General features: G+C 43.3%; 21 protein-coding genes. 9 read left to right on the top strand and 12 right to left on the bottom strand.

Going from position 1 to position 21,171, the window contains the following annotated elements:
- Positions 1-13: 13 nt before the first annotated feature.
- Complete coding sequence (locus P8610_RS11720; RefSeq protein WP_394604530.1) at positions 14-1,543, bottom strand: gluconokinase; 1,530 nt, start codon at positions 1,541-1,543, stop codon at positions 14-16.
- A 178-nt stretch (positions 1,544-1,721) separates the two neighbouring features.
- Here P8610_RS11720 and P8610_RS11715 point away from each other — a divergent pair, with 178 nt between their 5' ends.
- Positions 1,722-2,189, top strand: coding sequence for a GNAT family N-acetyltransferase (locus tag P8610_RS11715; RefSeq protein ID WP_394604529.1), 468 nt, complete (start codon positions 1,722-1,724; stop codon positions 2,187-2,189).
- A 287-nt stretch (positions 2,190-2,476) separates the two neighbouring features.
- Here P8610_RS11715 and P8610_RS11710 read toward each other — a convergent pair whose 3' ends face one another.
- From P8610_RS11710 to P8610_RS11695, 4 genes are all read right to left on the bottom strand, one after another.
- A complete protein-coding gene (locus P8610_RS11710; protein WP_289494048.1) occupies positions 2,477-3,049 on the bottom strand; it encodes a TIGR01440 family protein in 573 nt (190 codons plus the stop codon).
- A 42-nt stretch (positions 3,050-3,091) separates the two neighbouring features.
- Positions 3,092-3,532 (bottom strand): ribose 5-phosphate isomerase B, encoded by a 441-nt coding sequence (gene rpiB / locus P8610_RS11705; protein ID WP_289494047.1) that lies wholly within the window; start codon positions 3,530-3,532, stop codon positions 3,092-3,094.
- 108 nt (positions 3,533-3,640) lie between these two features.
- Entirely contained in the window at positions 3,641-4,255 is a 615-nt protein-coding gene (locus tag P8610_RS11700) for a low molecular weight protein arginine phosphatase (protein ID WP_394604528.1), read from the bottom strand.
- A 448-nt stretch (positions 4,256-4,703) separates the two neighbouring features.
- A complete protein-coding gene (locus P8610_RS11695) occupies positions 4,704-5,246 on the bottom strand; it encodes a manganese efflux pump MntP family protein (RefSeq protein WP_394604702.1) in 543 nt (180 codons plus the stop codon).
- A 196-nt stretch (positions 5,247-5,442) separates the two neighbouring features.
- On the opposite strand from P8610_RS11695, the gene P8610_RS11690 reads away from it, so the two are divergent.
- Positions 5,443-7,662: a PAS domain S-box protein gene (locus P8610_RS11690; RefSeq protein ID WP_394604527.1), complete on the top strand. Its 2,220-nt coding sequence runs from the start codon at positions 5,443-5,445 to the stop codon at positions 7,660-7,662.
- 258 nt (positions 7,663-7,920) lie between these two features.
- Here the strand turns inward: P8610_RS11690 and P8610_RS11685 are convergent, their stop codons facing one another.
- The 3 genes from P8610_RS11685 to spoIIR form a co-directional block, all read right to left on the bottom strand.
- A complete protein-coding gene (locus P8610_RS11685; protein ID WP_394604526.1) occupies positions 7,921-8,976 on the bottom strand; it encodes an L-threonylcarbamoyladenylate synthase in 1,056 nt (351 codons plus the stop codon).
- 120 nt (positions 8,977-9,096) lie between these two features.
- A complete protein-coding gene (locus tag P8610_RS11680) occupies positions 9,097-9,537 on the bottom strand; it encodes a GNAT family N-acetyltransferase (RefSeq protein WP_289494043.1) in 441 nt (146 codons plus the stop codon).
- Positions 9,538-9,914: 377 nt separating this feature from the next.
- Complete coding sequence (gene spoIIR / locus P8610_RS11675) at positions 9,915-10,571, bottom strand: stage II sporulation protein R (protein ID WP_394604525.1); 657 nt, start codon at positions 10,569-10,571, stop codon at positions 9,915-9,917.
- Between the two features lie 410 nt (positions 10,572-10,981).
- Here spoIIR and P8610_RS11670 point away from each other — a divergent pair, with 410 nt between their 5' ends.
- The 6 genes from P8610_RS11670 to rbsB are packed head-to-tail and all read left to right on the top strand — an operon-like array spanning position 10,982 to position 16,617.
- Positions 10,982-11,971 (top strand): LacI family DNA-binding transcriptional regulator, encoded by a 990-nt coding sequence (locus P8610_RS11670; protein ID WP_394604524.1) that lies wholly within the window; start codon positions 10,982-10,984, stop codon positions 11,969-11,971.
- Positions 11,964-12,842 carry a ribokinase gene (gene rbsK / locus P8610_RS11665; RefSeq protein ID WP_394604523.1) on the top strand — a complete coding sequence of 293 codons (879 nt, stop codon included), beginning with the start codon at positions 11,964-11,966 and terminating at the stop codon, positions 12,840-12,842. Before P8610_RS11670 ends, rbsK begins: the two co-directional genes overlap by 8 nt.
- Positions 12,839-13,234: a D-ribose pyranase gene (rbsD, locus tag P8610_RS11660; protein WP_394604522.1), complete on the top strand. Its 396-nt coding sequence runs from the start codon at positions 12,839-12,841 to the stop codon at positions 13,232-13,234. The genes rbsK and rbsD overlap by 4 nt, the downstream gene beginning before the upstream one ends.
- A 15-nt stretch (positions 13,235-13,249) precedes the next feature.
- Positions 13,250-14,731, top strand: coding sequence for a sugar ABC transporter ATP-binding protein (locus tag P8610_RS11655; RefSeq protein ID WP_394604521.1), 1,482 nt, complete (start codon positions 13,250-13,252; stop codon positions 14,729-14,731).
- 1 nt (position 14,732) lies between these two features.
- Complete coding sequence (rbsC, locus tag P8610_RS11650; protein WP_394604520.1) at positions 14,733-15,686, top strand: ribose ABC transporter permease RbsC; 954 nt, start codon at positions 14,733-14,735, stop codon at positions 15,684-15,686.
- 13 nt (positions 15,687-15,699) lie between these two features.
- Positions 15,700-16,617: a ribose ABC transporter substrate-binding protein RbsB gene (gene rbsB, locus P8610_RS11645; protein ID WP_394604519.1), complete on the top strand. Its 918-nt coding sequence runs from the start codon at positions 15,700-15,702 to the stop codon at positions 16,615-16,617.
- A 142-nt stretch (positions 16,618-16,759) separates the two neighbouring features.
- On the opposite strand, the gene prmC is transcribed toward rbsB, so the two are convergent.
- The 3 genes from prmC to P8610_RS11630 all read right to left on the bottom strand — a co-directional run bounded on the left by prmC (position 16,760) and on the right by P8610_RS11630 (position 19,298).
- Complete coding sequence (gene prmC, locus P8610_RS11640) at positions 16,760-17,626, bottom strand: peptide chain release factor N(5)-glutamine methyltransferase (protein WP_394604518.1); 867 nt, start codon at positions 17,624-17,626, stop codon at positions 16,760-16,762.
- A gap of 1 nt (position 17,627) precedes the next feature.
- Positions 17,628-18,701, bottom strand: a complete 1,074-nt coding sequence (prfA, locus tag P8610_RS11635; protein WP_066399006.1) for a peptide chain release factor 1 — start codon at positions 18,699-18,701, stop codon at positions 17,628-17,630.
- Between the two features lie 303 nt (positions 18,702-19,004).
- The gene (locus P8610_RS11630) at positions 19,005-19,298 is read right to left on the bottom strand and encodes a winged helix-turn-helix transcriptional regulator (RefSeq protein ID WP_289497562.1); all 294 of its coding nucleotides are present in this window, start codon (positions 19,296-19,298) and stop codon (positions 19,005-19,007) included.
- Positions 19,299-19,461: 163 nt separating this feature from the next.
- Between P8610_RS11630 and P8610_RS11625 the strand changes: the two genes are divergently transcribed.
- Entirely contained in the window at positions 19,462-19,749 is a 288-nt protein-coding gene (locus P8610_RS11625; RefSeq protein WP_394604517.1) for a hypothetical protein, read from the top strand.
- Positions 19,750-19,807: 58 nt separating this feature from the next.
- Here P8610_RS11625 and P8610_RS11620 read toward each other — a convergent pair whose 3' ends face one another.
- Positions 19,808-20,950, bottom strand: a complete 1,143-nt coding sequence (locus tag P8610_RS11620) for a S8 family peptidase (protein ID WP_394604516.1) — start codon at positions 20,948-20,950, stop codon at positions 19,808-19,810.
- Between the last annotated feature and the right edge of the window lie 221 nt (positions 20,951-21,171).

Here is a 21,171-nt window from a genome sequence, read left to right as displayed (position 1 = left end):
ACCAAGAGCGGAATTATTCTCCGCTCTCTTTTTTATGTCTATTTTGAAAATCATGCAACGCCCCGTATTGTGTCTGAATCACATTAGAAAGGGATTGATGGAGGACGAACAGTTCTTGATAGACTTGCTGATGCTCCTTGTTCGGTACGATTTCTTCGTATTGTTTCGTTTCAGAAGGTGCCTCTTGTAATGTCTCTGTTTCCCCGATTGCAAATCGCCCAAGCAAGACTGCCCCGAGACATGAGCTTTCCGTATGTTCCGGTATGCTCACCTCTGTTTGAAAAACGTCTGCTAAAATCTGTTTCCATAGAGGAGAATTCGTAAAACCGCCTGTCGCGAATATCTTAACATCTTCACCTTCAACATGATCTTTAATCAGAGCATATACATTGTATAAGTTCAGAATCGTTCCTTCTAGCACCGACCGCACCATGTGTTTTTGAGTATGGCGAAGGGTAAGACCTATAAAAGAAGCTTTCGCTTGTGCCTCCCATAAAGGAGCTCGCTCCCCCGTTAGATAAGGCAGAAACAGAAGTCCTTCTGCACCAGGCTCTATCTGATCCGCTTCAGCAGACAGTTTTTCATAGGCAGGGTAGCCGTCTTTTTGCAAAACATCATGAATCCATTGAAACGCTATACCACCGTTATTAACCGGTCCGCCTGATACCCAAAGATTTTCTGTCAGCGGATAAGAGAACGTGCGGCCTTCTGTATCTAATATAGGTGCAGCAGATGTTGTTCGAATCGCACCGCTCGTCCCTATTGTTACCGCAACATCTCCAGGTGAGATCGCTCCGACACCAAGGTTAGATAATGGTCCGTCTGTTGCACCAATCACTACTTTTACAGATTGATCGAGGCCTGATTTCTTTAAAAGCACTTCAGAAAGCGTGTCCCAATAATAAGTAGTTGGCTGAAGATCAGGTAATTTTTCCGGTGTGATACCCGCTATTTGCAGTGCTTCCGCGTCCCACGTTTTTGATTCCAAGTTCCATAGACCAGTCGCTGCGGCTGATGCATAATCGGTTACCCAGTCACCAAACCACCGGTAGAGTATGTAATCCTTTATACCAACAAATTTAGCTGCTTTTTGGAAGACTTCAGGTGATACCCTTTTTAACCACTGTAATTTAAAGAACGGTGTCATCGGATGCAGCGGCACACCAGTCCGTTTATACAGATCAATGGCTTCTGCACTTGATTTGAAAGCAGCCGCATAAGGTTCACTACGGATATCTGCCCATGTGATACTGTTTGTGAGCGGTGTCCCCTCACTGTCGACGGCGATCAACGAATGCATCGCTGTACTAAATGAGAGAAAGCTAATTCTACTAGCCAGATCCCCGCTCTTTCTTACCGTTTCTCTTAAGCAATAAACAACCGCTTCATAAATTTCATTCGGATTTTGTTCCGCTGTACCCGGTTCTTCAGAAAGCAGCGGATAGTTTTTTGAATGATGAGCGACAGCCGCGCCTTTTTCATCAAAAAGAACGACCTTTGTGCTCGTTGTTCCAATATCAATTCCGATCGCATAATTCCTCAAAATAACCTCTCCTTTCACGTTTCAAAAAGGAAGCAGCAATAGTATGCCCTTGCCAGACAATTCACGATTCCACTTCATCCCATTAATCATACTATTCAGTTCTCTAAGAATCACTTAATATAGATGTAAAATGAACGCTTCTTTCGTTATTGAAGTGATATTAAAGGAGATGCAGAAGATGGAAACTTTTAAAATTCGTCCTGTCGTTTTAGAGGATGTAGAGCAGTTGAATGGCTTAATGCTTCGTTATATCGTTGACTTTTATAAAGGAAAAACACCTGAAGGAACAAAACTGCAGGATCATATTAAACATTTGCTGGTTTCGGATGAAGCAGGAACACAATTTGTAGCAGAAACAGAGGACGGCCGATTAGCAGCGTTTGCTACACTTTACTTTTCGTTCAGCACGACGCGCGTGCAAAAGATCGCCATTTTGAATGATTTATTTGTAGATTCTGAGTTTCGTGGGTCTGGATTAGGCGAAAAGCTGTTTCAGCATGTGCTTGAGTATACGAAAAAGGAAGGCTATGCGTACATGTCTTGGCAAACCGCCATCGATAACACGTCTGCACAAGCTCTTTATAAAAAAATGGGTGGGAAAAACATCAATTCAGAGTGGATTCACTACGAAATCGAACATAATTAGGGTGCTTGGCGGGTGGCAAGCTTCAGAATATTGGTTTGGAAGCACCGGAAGGGCATCAAGACCAGCTGAAATCAGCCTTGTTAACTGTAATTCCACAAAAAATGCCCATGAATCCACGAGTTTTGTACTTCAATCCACGAGTTTTAGGGCTGAATCCAGAAGTTTTGGCTGTTTATCCACGAGTCTACAATCCTCGACAATTTTCGCCTCTCCTGCGGTTAACCGCAGCCCTCCTCCCACTCCCCTGCTTAATAAAAAAAGCCCTCACCAAGAGGGCTTTCCACTAACTAAAAACACCGAATGTCTTCTTTGCTCGGATACACTGCGCGTTCGCCGCCGATCAGCTTCGGACGGGTTTTCGCCAACGTCACATGCGCAGCGCCAACCTTCTTCACTTCACTGCGCACAGGCACGGCAACATGCTTCAAGTGCATCCCGATAAAGGTGTCACCGATGTCGATGCCTGCGTCGGCTTTTATATATTCAACGATCACGGGTTCGTTCATGTGGTGGAAGGCATGTGTTGCCAACGCACCTCCTGCTGAGCGAGCAGGAACGACCCGGACTTCTTCATAGCCTCGTTTTTCTGCATCTTCACGCTCCATAACGAGCGCACGATTCAAGTGCTCACAGCACTGCACGGCAAGTGCAACTCCTGTTTCCTCTTGAAACGCTACGATACCTCGGTAAAGTGCACCCGCTGTATCCATCGTGCCTGATGTGCCAATTCGTTCACCAATTACTTCGCTTGTACTTGCGCCTACTACTAATAATTGAGACGGTCTTAATTGTGCATGCTTTTGCAGATCTTGCAAAACATTCAGGACTTGGTCTTGAATTTGTTGGAGCTCATCGCTCATTAGATGGTCTTCCCTTCATTTTATGGGTTAATAGCTGTACTGCTATTGGCCTTCGTATTGAGAGATTTTACCCACACGGCGACCGTGGCGTCCGCCTTCATATTCTGTCGTTAGCCATACTTTTGCGATTTCCAAAGCGAGACCTGGCCCAATGACACGTTCACCCATGGCAAGTACATTGCTGTCGTTATGCTGTCTTGTTGCTTTTGCACTGAACAGATCATGAACAAGCGCGCAGCGGATTCCTTTTACCTTGTTTGCCGCAATGCTCATTCCGATACCCGTACCGCAGATTAAGATTCCACGATCCGCTTCACCGTTGGCAACTTTTTCAGCTACAGGGATAGCATAGTCTGGGTAATCTACAGAAGTATCGCATTCACAGCCAACATCTTCTACTTCCATTCCCAGTTCTTCTATCATGGCGATGATCTCTTTTCGTAATTCAACTCCGGCGTGATCTGATCCAATTGCTACTTTCATGTTGCGTGCACCTGCTCTCTCATACTTTTTTCCATTATATTCTGTCCTTATCGCCTGTACAATGTCACTTCACGGCAATTTAGGACAGCCTTACTGAATTATGTCTCACTACTTCTTGCTATCGTCTTTTTTCATTAATTTTTCAATAAGTGCTTCAATTTCATCTCTCGTTTCCTGATAAAGGTGGAGAGGCCCGCCGAACGGATCAGTAATGTCTAGAGACGGAACAGTACTTTCCAGTTTCATTCGTCTTTCAACAAGCGGCCTTACTTCTTTCTCAAATGCTTGTCTCACTTCTTCATCCGCAGAATCCTTTGACATATATTGAAGCTTCAGCATCTCGATCTCTGTGTACAGCTCATAGATTTCTTCTATTTTCTTTTGATCTTCTTCATCGAGAACATATTCTTTTAATGTGTACGTCTTATTCACTGCATCCGGCCAACGTCCGACAAGAGCATGTTTGTGGCTTTCTGTCATTGTTAATATGAGGTCCGCCCATTCGATCAGATAATCGGATACGCCTTGTGACTGATGGCTTTCTTTGATCTTTCTCTCTGAAAGGGCATGTGAAGCATTCGAGCTCATCACCGCGCCATTTCCAGCAAAAACACCTGCAGACTTAACGTTGAACTTGCCTTTTCCTTTTTCACGTAAAATCGCCTCTGCCATCGGGCTGCGGCATGTATTGCCTGTACAAATAAATAAAACGTTTCTATTCATTGGTGGCTTCACCTCATATTCTATCTTTCCCCATTTTTATCTGGGATAACGTTATTCTATTAAGTATATCATCGGTTTCATGAATAAAAAAATGGCTGGTTTGTTATTCACTGTTGATTTTGAGAGTGGTTAATCTCCGTTCCAGGTTGCTTCGCTTTCCGGGGGGTGTGCGGTGAGCCTCCTCGGTGCTATCGCTCTTAGGTGTCTCACCAAGATAGCATCCTTGCTCCTGCGTCTACAAGTTAATGCTTCCGCAGTGAGCTTCCTCGTCGCATGCCTAGCGAGAAGCTTCTCATGTGGTAGGCACGCACCTTGCACTCCGATCAACTTGTCAAGGAAGAAAGTGAACGAAATACCACTAATGCAACAATCTTTTAAACATGAGCCTTAACTATGTTCGCTTCACTTTTCAGGAGTTATCAACCTACCAATGCAAGCTCCCCAAAAGTTAAAAAGGAAACAGGATCTTCACACCAAAAGCGAGCAGGATACAGCCGCCAAAGGCTTCACCGTACGAACCGAGCCACTTTTGCACTTTCTTCCCCATAATCAATCCAGCCCATGTTAACAGCATGCTCATCATACCGAACATCAGAATCGTCATCCATGTTTTGGCCCCATAAATTCCTAATGATAAGCCTACCGAAAAGCTGTCTAAAGACGCACTTAATGCAAAGACCAATAAACCAATACCGATCGGTTGTACGAACGGTTCATCATCACTTGAAAACGAAGAGCGAATCATCGTAACACCAAGTATGACGAGCAAGATTCCGCCAATGATCGCAGCAATATCACCAAAGTGAAGAGAGATTTGTTTTCCGATCGTCATTCCAGCAAGCGGCATCAGCATATGGAAAAGTCCAATCGTAATCCCTATTTTCATAATCTGCTTAAATCGAAGTGATAACATTCCCATGCCCAGGCCGATTGAAAAAGCGTCCATACCTAGCGCAACAGACATAAACAAAAGCGTCATCCATTCTCCCATCGTTGCCAACTAGTTCCCACTCCTTTAACCATCATACTTTCAACCTATGCATGTCTACTTTTAAAAAGACTAAAAAACATACAAGCTGTTAAGCGGTTTAAAAAATGCACTCTTTACTGCTTTAGAGGAAGGGATAATAGGATTTATATCGTATATAAAAAGGATATAACTCTGTACGTAAAGGAGAGGAACAAGGATGATCAATAACGCTTCGGCCATAACGGATAAAAAAATAGACGTGTGGCAGCCGTCCCCGTTTCAAACCGGCTTATCACGTCAAAAAAGCATGACATTTCGATGCATCAAACAGAATGAAGACCTTATTATGACCGAGAGCGAAGGGGAACTATTTGACTTGTTTGGTCTCAAGAGAGAAAACGTATTACAAAAGAGAATAGAAGATATCTTTCCGGAAGAAATGGCTGCTTTTAAAAAGGAAATGTATGAAAGAGCTCTGAACGGAGAAAGTCTCACGTATGAATCAGCACTGAACGGTATTCCTTTTTTGGCTGCGATCGGTCCTATTTATGATAAAAATGGTGCTGTTTCGGAAGTGTATGGATTCTGTGTCGATTTGAGCGAACGTGTATCTGTCGAAACGCAGCTGGCTGAAAGCGAACAGCGTTTCCGCTCATTGATGGATCACAACATTGACGCCTTATTTTCACTGGATATGGACGGAAAGTTTACGACCGTTAATAAAGCATGTACCATTCTTACCGGATACAGCGAAACTGAACTCTTAAACATGACCTTTGATCCGTTCATGATGCCTGACCGAAAAGCGATTGCGATCGACCAATTTAACGATGCCTTAAAAGGCAAATCGAAAATGCACGAAACACGCATCCGGCAAAAGAATGGCGGCATCCGCCAGATCACGTTCACGCTCACCCCGATCATCGTGCTAAACAAAGTGCTTGGTGTGTTCGGAATTGCAAAAGACGTAACCGCAAAACGAGAAGCAGAAAAAGAACTGCGAGAAACAAAGGACTTGCTTGAATCCGTCATCTATCATTCTAGCGATGCGATATCAGTCGTTCATCTAACGAACTATTCTGTAAAAGTGAATCCGGCGTTTGAGTTCATTTATGGTTGGTCACAAGACGAACTCAACAACCTGACTTCACACATACTTCCCGTAGTACCTGAGGATAAAGCAGCTGAATCAGAGAGACTGATGACGATCGTTAAACATGGCGGTTATGTAAAAGGTGTCGAGACCATTCGCTTAACGAAATGCGGCAAACGCTTAAATGTAAGCCTTTCCTTAAGCCCGATTTATGGAGAAAACGGTGAAGTCGTCGCTCTTTCTGCCATCTCACGTGATATAACGGATAAAAAGTTAAAAGAAAAAGCTCTCAAGGAAAGCGAAGAAAAGTACCGGATAATTGCAGAGAATACGACGGATTTAGTAGGTGTCGTAGATTTAGAAGGAAACGTAAAATATGTCTCCCCTTCTAATCGACTCCTCCTTGGCTTTGATCCATCTCTTTATGATGGTAAAAAGATTCAAGGCTTTTTTCATTCGGATGACAGACCAAAAGTAAAAATGGCGATTAATGAAATGGTTCAAACACAAAAGCCGGTGAAGTTTGAAGTACGCTGCAAACATGCCCACGGACACTGGGTCACTCTCGAAGCCAATGCGACGCCAATCGCGAACGATTCTGATCAGCCTGATTCTTGCGTTGTTGTCGCACGTGATCTGACCGAACGCAAAAAGACAGAAGAGATGCTCAGAAAGTCTGACAAACTGTCTGTACTCGGGCAGCTTGCTGCTGGTGTTGCGCACGAAATCCGCAATCCGCTTACTTCGATTCGCGGCTTTTTACAACTCCTTCAATCTAGAGCTTCAGAAAACGAAGATTATTATGAGATCATGCTTTCCGAGATCGACCGAATCAACAGCATTGTCGGGGAGTTCATGCTTCTCGCCAAACCGCAGGCGATGAACTTTACACAAACAGATCTCCGCCAGCTGTTAAAACACGTTATCTCAATTCTTGACACGCAAGCCATATTAACAAATGTTCAGATCTATTTCGAGAGCGAACCCGACCTGCCTGAAATTTGGTGTGTGGATAATCAGATCAAGCAAGTGTTTGTCAACATGCTGAAAAATGCGATTGAAGCGATGCCTACGGGTGGTTCCGTACATATTCATCTTCAAAAACAAGGCAATTATGTGATGGCTTCCTTTATCGACCATGGGTGCGGTATTCCAGAAGAACGCCTACCGACGCTCGGCGAACCTTTTTATACGACAAAAGAAAAAGGAACCGGCCTCGGCCTCATGATCTGTTATAAAATCGTGGAGAATCATCACGGTAAAATTCTAATCGACAGCAAGATTGATGAAGGCACAACCTTTTCAATCATGCTGCCGATCTATACAAACAAGCCTGTGTCTTAAAGGACGCAAGTTTTTCATTTTTCATGAGACAAGGTAGCGAAATTTTGTCGAAAATCGTTTAAAAAATTTTATCCGTGAAATTATTCCTTCTATCTGTGAATATATTTTGATTTACCGTGAAAATAAAATGAATTACCGTGAAATTATTAATTCGTTTACGGTATCCAACAAATAATTTTAGTTCAAATTGATGTCTGCACCTCTTTTATATACTAAAGGACCTGATTCAATCGAAAACATTGAATCAGGTCCCTATTTTTATTCTTTTATGATATTACCACCAGCAGATTTTTCGAGTCTGTTCATGATCGCGACGCCTACTCCAGTTTTCGGAAACACTTCCCCGAAAATCTGGTCTACACCAGCTTCATTAAATGCCCTTAATGCTTCATACAGATGCTGCGCCACCGTTTCTGGGTTCGCACGCTTCCCCGCTGGAATGACACAGTCCGCTTTATAAGAATCCATTCTTTCTTCAGTCGTGAGAATCCCGATTTTCCGTCCCGCGGCCCGTTCTTTATCCACAAGTCCTTGCAAAAATTCAGGACTTCCATCCACAAGAACGAATTGTGCATCAGGTGCATAGTGGGTATATTTCATACCTGGTGACTTTGGTGCATGCTTCTCGTTCTCCAGGCCAGGATCCACAACAACATGGCCCACACCAGCTACTTTCTCTAATTCTTCTAACGTGATCCCGCCAGGTCTTAAAATCGTAACAAGGTCATTCGTGCACTCAACAACTGTGGATTCAACGCCAACACCTGTTGCCCCTCCATCCACAATGCCGGGAATTCTGCTCTTCAGATCTTCATATACGTGATCGGCAGTTGTCGGGCTCGGTTTTCCCGAAAGGTTGGCACTCGGTGCAGCAAGCGGAACACCTGAAGCTTCTATAACTGCAAGAGCGATTTCATGGTCCGGCATGCGGACTGCGACTGTGGATAACCCGGCAGTTACCTTTTCGCTCACATCTTCTCCTTTTGGCAGCACGATTGTTAACGGTCCTGGCCAAAACGTATCCATTAGTTTTTCAGCGGCGGCAGGAATAGAAGAAACAAGTCCTTCTAACTGCGATCGGTCAGAAATGTGGACAATTAGCGGATTATCACTCGGTCTTCCTTTCGCTTCAAAAATGCGTGAGATCGCTTCGTCGCTTCTCGCATTTCCAGCAAGCCCGTAAACCGTTTCAGTTGGTATAGCTATCACTTCATTCTTTTTTATCCACAAGGAAGCTTGAATAACATGTGGATGAGTTGTTAGTGATTGTTCCTTTTTATCCACAGCCCAGCGTTCCGTTTGGAATGATCTCATGGGATAAATCCTTTCTACTACTCAGGCAACCTTATGATTAAAAGGTGAATTGCAAAACTTTTATATCCACAGAGTTATACACAATTTGTCGTTAATTGTGGACAACTTGTTGACAAATCTCTAGGAATCCAATGCATACGCTAAAAGTTCTGCTCCTGATGATGCATTATTTTTAACATGGTCTGCACTTTCAATGTGTGGTGGCACTTTATCTTTTGGAATGATCTTAAAAGAAAGTGCTTCAAACATGTGTACAGCTTTTGTAAGCAAATAAAGAGTTTCTACTCCCTTATCCTTTGAGTATACCAAAATTTTATCAATGAGTTTAAGGAGAAGCGTTTCAGACGAATATTTCTGTTTCAGCACAAAAGAACGCAGCAAGCCATCATTACCAATGCGCTCTAATCCTACTGTTCCAATCGTCTCTCCTGCATCATTCACAACAACGAGATAGTTTTCAATGCTGTCCTTGATCCCCTCAGATTGAAGCCCAGCTTTACCGACGAGCTGCAATAAATCTTTCGCCTCGTGCTGCATGGCCTGCCTTAAAATAATGGTCATATCATAACTCCCCTATTCTTATATGATTTCAGCCTCATTTGGCCGTTTTTCACGCAAATGTTGTAAATCATTATTAAAAAGGCTGTTTTCATATCCATTGTTGCTTTTGGAAGTAGTTGATTTCCGGTCCAGGTGCTCGCTTTCCGCGGGGCAGGTGGTGAGCCACATTCGTACGTTAAACGTATAAGTGTCTCACCTGCCCGCCTGTCCCGCAGGAGTCTCCCACCTTCCACTACAACCAACTGTTCAAAGAAGACGTAAAGATTAAAGGCAAAAACCCTTTAGAAAAGAGCCTTAAAAAAAGAAGGCTAACCACCATGAGGTTACCTTCTTCATTTTCTATAATCTATGAAAATAGGGAGGAACTTATGCACATTTTAAGAGAATAAGGAGCCTACAGCACTAACAAGGCTATGAAACAGTTCTACTACAAAGAATTTAGTCTGGATTTCTTCTGTTTGATCCGTTTCTTCAGCAGAAGCTGTTTCCGTAACATCCGCTTTATTGTCTTTGTTTTCTTTAACAGCATCACCATTTTCAAAATCCAAGAAACAAAGTGGAGGAAAAAGAACACACCACCAGTTCTTCCCTTCGCCTTCTCCAAGGGTGATCAACACTGCTTCATATTGACCTGCCGGATAGATGTACTCGCCATACATTTTAGTAGGAAAAGCGACCTTGTTTAGTTCCACTGAAAACGTCTTTTCCAGTCCTGCTTCATCCAGCTTTGATTGAACGATTTTTTCAATCGCCGGAAGCTGCTTACGAATAATCTCACGTGCCTCAGAAATGCTGGATAGCTCGCCAACCCAAGTTGTGATCTGCTCGTTCACTTCGTCTCGGATCTCACGCTTAAGCTTTTGGTCAGCATCCGTATTGCTGTTTGCTAGTATGCGAAGTCTGATCGACTCTTCTGGTATCTTAACAGAGGCATTCATTGTTGCGTTTGCCACTTTTGTTTGTGTTTCAAAAAATAAGAACATCACCGCTAAAGAAATAAGAACAAGAATAAAGAAATGATTGCGTTTTTTCATCGTTTTTTCCTCCCCCGTCGTATCTAACCACAGTTTGGACACCACGCAAAAATTTCATACTAGTAATCTAGTAAAATTCGTTCTTTGTGATTCGACAAAGGAAAGTCAAAAGCGTTAACTTTTCAAAAGACGATTGCTATAGGTTCATTTTTCTTTCTCTTCATTGACAAGTTGATTGGAGCGGAAGGTGCGAGACTCCTGGGGGATCAGCGGGACAGGTGAGACTCCTAACAGCGCATAGCGCTAGGAGGCTCACCGCACGCCCCCCGGAAAGCGAAGCAACCTGAAGCGGAAATCAACCACGTTCACACGTTACATCAAAAGAAACATTTACCAACTTGCGTAACGCTTTCATTCATGTTACTTTAAATGTGTAAACGGTTACATATATTTTGGGAGGAGGCGAAAAATTGGTTACTATTCGTGATGTTGCAAAGAAATCAGGTGTATCAGTCGCGACTGTATCTCGTGTTCTTAATGAAACTGGATACGTGCACGAGGATACACGGAAAAAAGTGATGGCTGCCGTTGCAGAATTAAAGTACAGCCCTAATGAAGTAGCCCGTTCCCTTTTTAAAAAGAAATCAAAGCTGATCGGACTGTTGCTGCCAGACATAACGAACCCGTTCTTCCCACAGCTTGCAAGAGGTGTTGAAGACGAAATGCAAAAAGGCGGCTACCGCTTATTGTTTGGAAACAGTGATGAGAATGACGAAAAAGAGATGGATTATCTGAACACATTTATTCAAAACAATGTCGTCGGAATCATCTCCGCTACGAATAATAAAACGAAAACTAACTATAAAGACCTGTCTATTCCTGTTGTTTTTCTAGACCGAACATCCAACGATTATCCGTCGGTGTATGCAGATGGAAAAGAAGGCGGCAGAATAGCAGCAGACGAAATCGTAAAAAGAGGAAGCAAGCGGATCACTCTTTTAAAAGGTCCCGCTCACATCCAGCCCGCTCAAGACCGTTTTCAAGGGGCGTTAGAAGCGTTAAGTCAATCAACCGTTGATTTTCACGTGATGACGACTACTTCGTTCGCATTTGAAGACGCAGAGAAATGGGCAAAGGAACTGTTTGCGACGTATCCTGATACAGATGGAGTGCTAGCGAGTAATGATATCGTGGCAACAGCTGTTTTACATGAAGCGCTTCGCCTCGGAAAATCGATTCCAGAGGATCTGCAGATTATCGGTTTTGACGATATTCCGCAAAGCAACTTGTTGTTCCCTTCCCTATCCACCATTCGCCAGCCAGCTTATGAAATGGGGAAAGAAGCGGCAGAGCTTTTAGTCAAAATCATCAACAAAGAAAAAATCGAGCAACAGCATATTCAGATGCCTGTTACGTTTATAGATCGAAACACAACAAGAAAGGTTGATACAAATGGTTAAAATTGTGGTCATTGGCAGTTCTTCAATGGATTTAGTCGTTACATCTGAAAAGCGTCCTGGAGCGGGAGAAACAGTTTTAGGCAGCTCGTTTAAAACTGTCCCTGGAGGAAAAGGTGCAAACCAGGCTGTCGCAGCTGCTCGTCTAGGCGCAGACGTAACCATGATCGGATGTGTAGGCGATGATCATTATGGAGCTAGCATCTTAGAAAATTTCAGACAAAATGATGTTGATGTAACCCATGTGGAACCGGTTACAGATACTGAGAGCGGTACGGCTCATATCATTTTAGCTGAAGGGGACAACAGCATCGTCGTTGTAAAAGGCGCGAATGATCATGTGTCACCTCAATATGTGAAGCAGTCACTGGATCTTATTAAAGAAGCTGATATGGTGCTCATTCAGCAAGAGATTCCAGAAGAAACCGTTAAATACGTGAGTGAAATTTGTAAAGAGCACGATGTTTCACTGCTGTTGAACCCGGCACCTGCTCGCCCGCTTTCGCAAAATGTGATAGACAAAGCGAGCTACATCACACCAAATGAACATGAAGCGGCGGTATTGTTTAATGGTTTATCGACAGAAGAAGCATTAAAGCAATATCCAAACAAAGTTTTTATTACAGAGGGTAAAGATGGCGTTCGGTATCATGATGGTGAAAAAGAGGTGCTCGTTCCCTCTTATCCAGTTAAAGCGGTCGACACGACAGGTGCAGGTGATACGTTCAACGCCGCACTAGCTGTAGCATTAGCAGAAGGTAAAAGCATCAGCAACAGCCTTCGATTCGCTAACCGAGCGGCTTCCCTATCGGTTACGAAGTTTGGTGCACAAGGCGGAATGCCACTGAGAAAAGAAGTGGAGGAAACGTTATGAAGCGATACGGAATGTTAAACAGTCATATCTCAAAAGTACTAAGTGACCTTGGCCATACCGATCTGATCGTGATTGCTGATGCGGGGCTTCCGATTCCAAGTGATGTTCCACGGATCGATCTCGCTTTAACCGTCGGCGTCCCGAGTTTTGCAGAAGTTGTTCAGGCAGTAAATGACGATATGGTTGTCGAAAACGTGATTTTAGCGAGTGAAATACAAGAAAACAACGAAAAAACGCTTCAATTTATGAAGAAGAATTTTTCAGATACAGAGATTGAATTTATATCGCATGAAGATTTTAAAGAAAAAACAAAGCAGGCAAAAGTGGTGATTCGTACAGGTGAAGTCACACCTTATGCAAACTGTATGTTACAAGCAGGTGTAATCTTCTAGAAAGAGGTGATTGTGATGCATATTCAAATGAACGATATCTATAAGGCATTTGGTGCCAACCAAGTATTAACCGGCGTTCACTTTGATCTGCAAGAAGGCGAAGTTCATGCCCTTATGGGTGAAAATGGCGCAGGAAAATCAACAATGATGAACATTCTGACCGGTCTTCACAAACGGGATTCTGGAAAGATTGTTATAGATGGTGAAGAACGCTATTTTGATAACCCGAAAGAAGCTGAAAAGCACGGTATTGCGTTTATCCACCAAGAGCTTAACGTATGGCCTGACATGACGGTGCTTGATAACCTGTTTATCGGAAAAGAATTACGATCACCGTTCGGCCTTTTAAAATCAAAAGAAATGAAAACGCTGGCAAAAAAGCAATTTGAAAAGCTGGCTGTCACGATCCCGCTCGATAAAGAAGCCGGCCTCTGCTCAGTCGGCGAGCAGCAAATGATTGAAATCGCAAAAGCTCTCATGACGAATGCAAAAGTGATCATCATGGACGAGCCTACTGCTGCCCTTACAGAGCGTGAGATTGAAAAGTTATTTACCGTGATCAACGCACTTCGGAAAGAAGGCGTGTCGATTGTTTATATTTCTCACCGGATGGAAGAGATCTTCGCGATTTGCGACCGAATCACGGTCATGCGCGACGGTAAAACGGTAGATACGCAAACGGTCTCAGAGACCAATTTTGATGAAGTCGTTCGTAAAATGGTAGGCCGCGAACTGACAGACCGTTATCCGGAGCGCAATCCGAACATAGGCGAGACAGTTTTAGAAGTCAAGTATGCCACGAGACAAGGTGTTTTTGATGATGTGAATTTTTCAGTGAAATCTGGTGAAATTGTCGGAGTGGCTGGACTCATGGGAGCTGGCCGAACAGAGATCATGCGAGCGTTGTTTGGCCTCGATAAGCTGGATTCTGGCGAGATTTGGATCAACGGGCAAAAGGTATCGATCAAAAACCCGTTTGAGGCGGTGAAACGCGGAATCGGGTTTATTACAGAAGACCGGAAGAATGAAGGATTGGTACTGGATTTCTCGATTCGTGAAAATATGGCGCTGCCGAACTTAACGAGTTTTTCGAAAAATGGCGTTATAGACTATAAAACGGAAACAGATTTTGTAGATATGCTGATTAAACGTCTTCAAATCAAAACAGAATCTGGCGAAACCTCCGCAAAGAATTTATCAGGCGGTAACCAGCAAAAAGTCGTGATCGCCAAATGGGTCGGAATCGGTCCGAGAGTATTAATTTTGGACGAACCGACAAGAGGTGTTGATGTTGGTGCAAAACGTGAAATCTATCAGCTGATGAATGAGCTTACTGATCGCGGTGTAGCCATCATCATGGTTTCATCCGAACTGCCAGAAGTTCTTGGTATGAGCGACCGGATTCTGGTCGTTCACGAAGGTAGAATCAATGGTGAGCTTCCGAAGAATGAAGCCACACAAGAAAAGATTATGACATATGCAACGGGAGGACAGTAATATGAAAACACCTGCAAAAGTGAATCATGTAGATAATATCACGCAGAAGCTTGGACCATTCTTGGGCCTGATCATCCTTGTCGTTATTGTATCGGTCCTGAACCCAAGTTTCCTAGAACCACTAAACTTATTAAACTTGCTGCGCCAAGTGGCGATTAATGCACTTATTGCTTTCGGTATGACATTCGTTATTTTAACAGGCGGTATCGACTTATCCGTCGGTGCGATTCTAGCGCTTTCCAGTGCGTTGATGGCTGGTATGATTGTATCTGGGATGGACCCGATGCTTGCCATCTTAATCGGATGTTTGCTTGGAGCGGTTATGGGCGCGATTAACGGCTTATTGATTACAAAAGGAAAAATGGCTCCTTTTATCGCAACACTTGCAACGATGACGATTTTCCGTGGATTGACATTGGTATATACAGACGGTAACCCGATTACAGGTCTTGGCGAGAACTATTTATTTCAGCTTTTCGGACGAGGGTATTTCTTAGGTATTCCTGTCCCAGCGATTACGATGATGCTTTCTTTCGCATTGTTTTGGGTGATCCTTCACAAGACTCCGTTCGGACGTAAAACATATGCGATCGGCGGAAACGAGAAAGCCTCTATCATTTCAGGTATTAAAGTTACAAAAGTAAAAGTGATGATCTATTCCCTAGCTGGACTTCTTGCAGCTTTGGCAGGTGCGATTCTAACATCGCGTTTAAACTCTGCACAGCCAACTGCCGGGACGTCTTATGAGTTAGATGCGATCGCTGCGGTCGTTCTAGGCGGCACAAGTCTATCAGGCGGACGCGGTTTGATTGTTGGAACTTTGATTGGTGCCTTGATTATCGGAACGCTGAACAACGGTCTGAACTTGCTAGGTGTATCTTCATTCTTCCAAATGGTCGTAAAAGGTGTCGTTATCCTGATCGCCGTATTAATTGATCGTAAAAAAGCAGCATAGGAGGGTTCAAATTATGAAAAAAGCTTTATTAATTATGATGTCTCTATCAATCTTCTTATTAGGAGCATGTTCATTAGAGCCCCCTTCATGGGCGAAGCCATCCAAAAAAGGTGATGGAGAAAAAATTAAGATTGGTTTATCCGTCTCAACGCTAAACAATCCATTCTTCGTTTCAATGAAAAATGGCGTTATAGAGGAAGCAAAGAAACAAGGTGCAGAAGTAGTTGTCGTGGATGCACAGAATGACTCTGCTAAACAAGTAAACGATGTTGAGGATCTATTGCAGCAAGGAATTGATGCCCTATTGATCAATCCTACAGATTCAGCGGCCATCTCAACTGCCGTTCAATCCGCAAATAACATGGATGTTCCTGTTGTAACGCTCGACCGCTCAACAGATAAAGGAGATGTAGCAACACTTGTTGCTTCTGATAACGTAAAAGGCGGCCAAATGGCAGCTGACTTTATTGTCGAACAGCTTGGTGAAGGCGCAAAAGTCGCTGAGTTAGAAGGTGTGCCAGGAGCTTCCGCTACACGTGAGCGTGGTAAAGGATTTCATAACGTGGCAGATCAAAAGCTAGATGTCACTGCGAAACAATCAGCTGACTTTGACCGAACAAAAGGGTTGAACGTTATGGAGAACGTCCTTCAAGGAAATCCAGACATCAAAGCAGTCTTCGCACACAACGATGAGATGGCATTAGGTGCTTTGCAAGCAATCAACAGCTCTGGCCGCGATGTGCTTGTCGTTGGGTTTGACGGAAATGATGATGCGGTAAACGCTGTAAAAGAAGGTAAACTAGCAGCAACGGTCGCTCAACAGCCTGCGTTGATCGGCGAACTCGCTGTAAAAGCCGCATCAGACGTACTAGCCGGAAAGAAAGTAGAAAAGAAGATTGCCGCACCGCTTAAGTTAATGGTGAAGGAATAAGATGGCGAAGTAATAAAAGAAGTAATAAAAGAAGTAATAAATATCTCAAAAAGAAGAGGCCGAGTCGGCCTCTTCTTTTTGAGATTTGAATTGTGTTTAAATTGTTTGGGGTCTGACCCGGGGTCAGACCCCATTTCCCACGTTATTTCCCAAGAAGGGCGAAAACCATGCGATCCTTGCCGCTGATGTCATCTTTCACATAAACTTCAGCATTAAGGAACGTCTCACGCAGCATATCTGCAACCGTCTCGCCCTGCCCCGCTCCAACTTCAAAGCCAACAATTGCCTTTTCATTCAAAACAAGAGGCAGTTCTTCCATAAACCTTCTGTAGAAAACATATCCGTCTTCCCCGCCGCTTAATGCTCTCATCGGCTCACGGTCTTTTACGATGGTTTCGAGGACTGCTATCTCATGATCAGGGATATATGGCGGGTTTGAAACGACTACATCCAGCTTCTGATTCTGCTCAATGAAAGGCTGCAGCAGGTCGCCGTGCAGGAATGTAACCTTTGCACCAAGCCGCTCGGCATTACCTTGTGCAACTTCAATCGACTCCTCTGCAATATCAACCGTATATACATCCAATCGCTCGTTTTCAAGAGCTAACGAAATCGAGATCGCACCGCTTCCTGTGCCTATGTCTGCAACAGAAATGGCCGCGCCATCCCCAAAATGGTTAGAAATAAGCGTGAGCATATGCTCGACCAGTTCTTCTGTTTCGGGACGCGGAATTAAGACTTCTTCGTTCACCGAAAACGTTCGTCCGTAAAACTCTTCCTTGCCCGTAATGTACTGAACAGGTTCTCCGTCAACATGGCGCTTGACTGCTGCTCTTAGCTCAGCGTACTCATCCTCACCCATCACATCGTGAAGACGCATCAGCATCTCTGTTCGGTTGACATCGCCCAATACATGTCTCATTAAAATCTCTGCCGCAAAGCTTTCACGTCCGTTTTCAGCTAAAAAAGAAGAAGCCCACGCGAGGGCTTCATGAACTTTTGTACTCATTTTACGCGTCCGCCTGAGCTTTCATCTTGCTTGTTTGGTCTTCCGTAATGAGTGCTTCAACGAACTCATCCATTTTACCAAGAAGAATTTGATCAAGCTTTTGAATCGTTAAACCGATACGGTGGTCGGTAACACGGTTTTGCGGGAAGTTGTACGTACGAATACGCTCTGAACGGTCACCTGATCCAACCGCACTCTTACGTGTTTCATCATACTCTTTTTGTATTTCTCGCTGAATCTTATCATATACACGCGCACGAAGAACCTTCATCGCTTTTTCTTTGTTCTTGATCTGTGATTTCTCATCCTGACATGATACAACCGTACCTGTAGGAACATGTGTTAAACGAACTGCTGATTGAGTCGTGTTTACAGACTGACCCCCAGGACCAGAAGATGTAAACGTATCAACACGAACGTCTTTTTCATGAATCTCAACTTCAACCTCTTCAGCCTCTGGAAGTACAGCAACCGTTGCTGTAGACGTATGAATACGTCCGCCTGATTCTGTTGAAGGGACACGCTGAACACGGTGTGCACCGTTTTCATATTTAAGCTTCGAATAAGCACCAGCACCATTGATCATAAAGATAATCTCTTTGTATCCGCCAAGCTCTGTGTATGAAGCTTCAATTACTTCGGACTTCCATCCTTGCATCTCTGCATAACGTGTGTACATACGGTAAAGGTCGCCAGCGAAAAGTGCCGCCTCGTCTCCACCTGCTGCACCGCGAACCTCGACGATAACGTTCTTGTCGTCGTTCGGGTCTTTTGGAAGCAATAGAATTTTTAACTGAGCTGTAAATTCTTCGATCTGTTGATTAAGCCCTGAGATCTCTTCTTTTACCATCGCAGTCATTTCAGCATCAAGCTTATCTTCGAGCATCAATTTTGCTTCATCCAGCTGCTCTTTCGCTTCTTTATACTCACGGTAAACTGCTACTGTATCTTGAAGGGAAGATTGCTCTTTTGAATAATCGCGAAGCTTGTTCGTATCATTTATAACCTCAGGGTCACTGAGTAATTCATTTAACTTGTCATATCTTGCTTCAATCGTCTCTAAACGTTCTAACATGGTTTTTCACCTCTGTTTTATATGCATAACAGTATAATTATAGTCGTTATCAGCTAAACTCTCAATCTTTTTCAGCAGCCCTTTTCTGAAAGAGTGTGGCTTTTTGAAAGATTTTATGGTGAGGCTATTCGCTGACAATTTTAAGTGAGCGTACAGCATTGCGACGAGGAAACATCATAGGCAGAATTTCTCGTGGACGCAGGAGCAGCATTTCATATCTCTTTCAACGGGCTCACTGCCACACGCGGCAGAAAGCGAGCAATCTGGAGCGAAAGTATACCACTTCTTCATTGTAACTGTTTTCTACCTGTTTAATTCCACTTTTTCAACATGACTTCTTCCCCATTCACTCATGTGGTTTAATGTGACTTCTAAATTTTTTCCGTATTCCGTTAACGAATACTCTACTTTCGGAGGCACTTCTGGGTATACTTCACGATTGATCAAGCCATCAGCTTCTAATTCTCTTAGTTGAAGCGTTAGTGTTTTTTGTGACACTTTTGGAAGCAGTTTTTTAATTTCACCAAATCGTAAAACATCGTTTTGCTGTAAATGGCATAAGATGATACCTTTCCATTTTCCGCATACCACATCCATCGTCACTTCAATCGGATGAGAATATTCTTTTCTCAATCGAAAACACCCCTTAGTTTCATTTCGTTGCCTTAGTTACATTAATGTACCTTCTTGCGTATGGATACTAACTATCATTATAATAACTACGATACGAAATGACTATAAAAATATTGGGGACCTGCCGATGTCTAAAACGATTCGAATCGTAAGGAACGGAGAAAAGAGGAAAGTACATCCAGAGGACTTGCCTTGGGTCATCCTTCAGCTTGAAATAGGTATGGAGAAAGGAATGATTGAAGTTGTTCAACATACCCCATCCATACGGGCTTTCAGAAAGAAAGATTATGTATTTGGATCAACCATCTTTAGCTGGAATCAAAATGATGAAGACCAGCTTTATTTTGATTACTATCAATTCAAAGTATTTTGTGATGACTTAGACGTGAAGGTAAGATATTCGGAAGCAAGGTAAAAGAACTACAAGCAAAAAAAGAGGCTCTGTAAAGAACCTCTTTTTTGTATTTTTTTAGTTATCTAGTAGCTGCGTAAACATCAATTACGCCCTTACCGTAATAAAATGCATCACCAAGCGGTTTCGCTGTGTTGACGAGCTTTTGGCGAACTTGAACGTTTGTTAGTCCTGGGTTACCCGCCATAATCAGTGCTGCTGCTCCTGCCACGTGTGGTGAAGCCATCGAAGTTCCGTTGTAGCTCGCATACTTGTTGCCTGGCACAGAACTTAAAATACTAACACCCGGTGCCATCACTTCAAGCTCGGTACCCACGCTCGAAAACGAAGCGCGCGCATTGTTAGCGTCAACCGCTCCAACTGCCATTACAGAAGCATATTTTGCAGGATAACCAATCGTGTTTCTCTTCCCTTTTGTTCCTGAGTTTCCTGCAGCCGCAACTACTAGCACACCAGAGTTATATGCATTATCACAAGCTTGCTGAAGCGCCGTTGATCCAGAGCTACCACCTAAGCTCATGTTGATGACATCCATATTGTTAGCAACAGCCCATTCAATTCCTTGAATGATGCCGCTGTATGTTCCGCTTCCAGTACTGTCTAAAACTTTTACCGCGTAAAGGTCAGCTGAATAAGCTACACCAAGAACACCTGTCGTGTTATTAAGTGCTGCTACTGTACCCGCAACGTGTGTTCCGTGGCCATCACCATCAACCAGTGCATTTGGCTCACTAGGTACAAAGCTCGCACCGCCACGTACGTTTAAGTCTTCATGACTTGCGTCAATTCCCGTATCTAAAATCGCTACTTTAACACCTGATCCTGTGTTTCCAGTCGCATGAACTTGATTTGCTTTAATATGTGTAATTCCCCAAGGGGTAGATTGAGCTGTTTTATACGCGATGCTGTCTTCTTCTACAAAAGAAACATTCGGGTTCTTTTTAAGTGCTTCTGCTGCCGCTTCAGGCATTGAAACAAGCATCGTATCCATAAACTTGAACTGATGCTTAACTTGCCCACCCATTTTTTTAACATCATTTACTTGAGCTGTTTGAATATCTGATTTAAAACCAACGAGGAAGTTTTTCGGTCCTTTATCAACCGTTGCAGCAGATGCAGAGAAATGGAGATTACCTACCAATAAGGATAGGACAAACAATAAACTGAGCATTGCACTAAACGTGCGTAATACAGTTTTTTTCATTTCTTTTCCCCCAATCATGATTTTATAACAATCAAACCATGTGCTCTTGGTGGTCAGGTCCCGGGCCCGTTATGTATAATTCTGAATTGTTCGACTATTACTTAAATATTGTATCATGATTGTTCTTTTCAAAAATTGGGAAAAACGTGTTCTTAACAGTGGAATAAACAACCTAAAAAAAGAACCATTTTCCCAAATGATTCCTTTTTATAAAGGTGTTA

It is taken from the genome of Fictibacillus sp. UD (assembly GCF_043558025.1).
Taxonomy (GTDB): Bacteria; Bacillota; Bacilli; order Bacillales; family Fictibacillaceae; genus Fictibacillus.
The sequence above is the reverse complement of the archived record's forward strand: the minus strand, read 5'-3'. Positions and strand labels throughout refer to the sequence as shown.

Excerpts from the sequence above, each read along its gene's own strand:
- P8610_RS11715 (WP_394604529.1), top strand. The coding sequence starts at position 1,722 with ATGGAAACTTTTAAAATTCGTCCTGTCGTTTTAGAGGATGTAGAGCAG.
- P8610_RS11710 (WP_289494048.1), bottom strand. The coding sequence starts at position 3,049 with ATGAGCGATGAGCTCCAACAAATTCAAGACCAAGTCCTGAATGTTTTG.
- rpiB (WP_289494047.1), bottom strand. The coding sequence starts at position 3,532 with ATGAAAGTAGCAATTGGATCAGATCACGCCGGAGTTGAATTACGAAAA.
- P8610_RS11700 (WP_394604528.1), bottom strand. The coding sequence starts at position 4,255 with ATGAATAGAAACGTTTTATTTATTTGTACAGGCAATACATGCCGCAGC.
- P8610_RS11695 (WP_394604702.1), bottom strand. The coding sequence starts at position 5,246 with ATGGGAGAATGGATGACGCTTTTGTTTATGTCTGTTGCGCTAGGTATG.
- P8610_RS11690 (WP_394604527.1), top strand. The coding sequence starts at position 5,443 with ATGATCAATAACGCTTCGGCCATAACGGATAAAAAAATAGACGTGTGG.
- P8610_RS11685 (WP_394604526.1), bottom strand. The coding sequence starts at position 8,976 with ATGAGATCATTCCAAACGGAACGCTGGGCTGTGGATAAAAAGGAACAA.
- P8610_RS11680 (WP_289494043.1), bottom strand. The coding sequence starts at position 9,537 with ATGACCATTATTTTAAGGCAGGCCATGCAGCACGAGGCGAAAGATTTA.
- spoIIR (WP_394604525.1), bottom strand. The coding sequence starts at position 10,571 with ATGAAAAAACGCAATCATTTCTTTATTCTTGTTCTTATTTCTTTAGCG.
- rbsK (WP_394604523.1), top strand. The coding sequence starts at position 11,964 with ATGGTTAAAATTGTGGTCATTGGCAGTTCTTCAATGGATTTAGTCGTT.
- rbsD (WP_394604522.1), top strand. The coding sequence starts at position 12,839 with ATGAAGCGATACGGAATGTTAAACAGTCATATCTCAAAAGTACTAAGT.
- P8610_RS11655 (WP_394604521.1), top strand. The coding sequence starts at position 13,250 with ATGCATATTCAAATGAACGATATCTATAAGGCATTTGGTGCCAACCAA.
- rbsC (WP_394604520.1), top strand. The coding sequence starts at position 14,733 with ATGAAAACACCTGCAAAAGTGAATCATGTAGATAATATCACGCAGAAG.
- rbsB (WP_394604519.1), top strand. The coding sequence starts at position 15,700 with ATGAAAAAAGCTTTATTAATTATGATGTCTCTATCAATCTTCTTATTA.
- prmC (WP_394604518.1), bottom strand. The coding sequence starts at position 17,626 with ATGAGTACAAAAGTTCATGAAGCCCTCGCGTGGGCTTCTTCTTTTTTA.
- prfA (WP_066399006.1), bottom strand. The coding sequence starts at position 18,701 with ATGTTAGAACGTTTAGAGACGATTGAAGCAAGATATGACAAGTTAAAT.
- P8610_RS11630 (WP_289497562.1), bottom strand. The coding sequence starts at position 19,298 with ATGGATGTGGTATGCGGAAAATGGAAAGGTATCATCTTATGCCATTTA.
- P8610_RS11625 (WP_394604517.1), top strand. The coding sequence starts at position 19,462 with ATGTCTAAAACGATTCGAATCGTAAGGAACGGAGAAAAGAGGAAAGTA.
- P8610_RS11620 (WP_394604516.1), bottom strand. The coding sequence starts at position 20,950 with ATGAAAAAAACTGTATTACGCACGTTTAGTGCAATGCTCAGTTTATTG.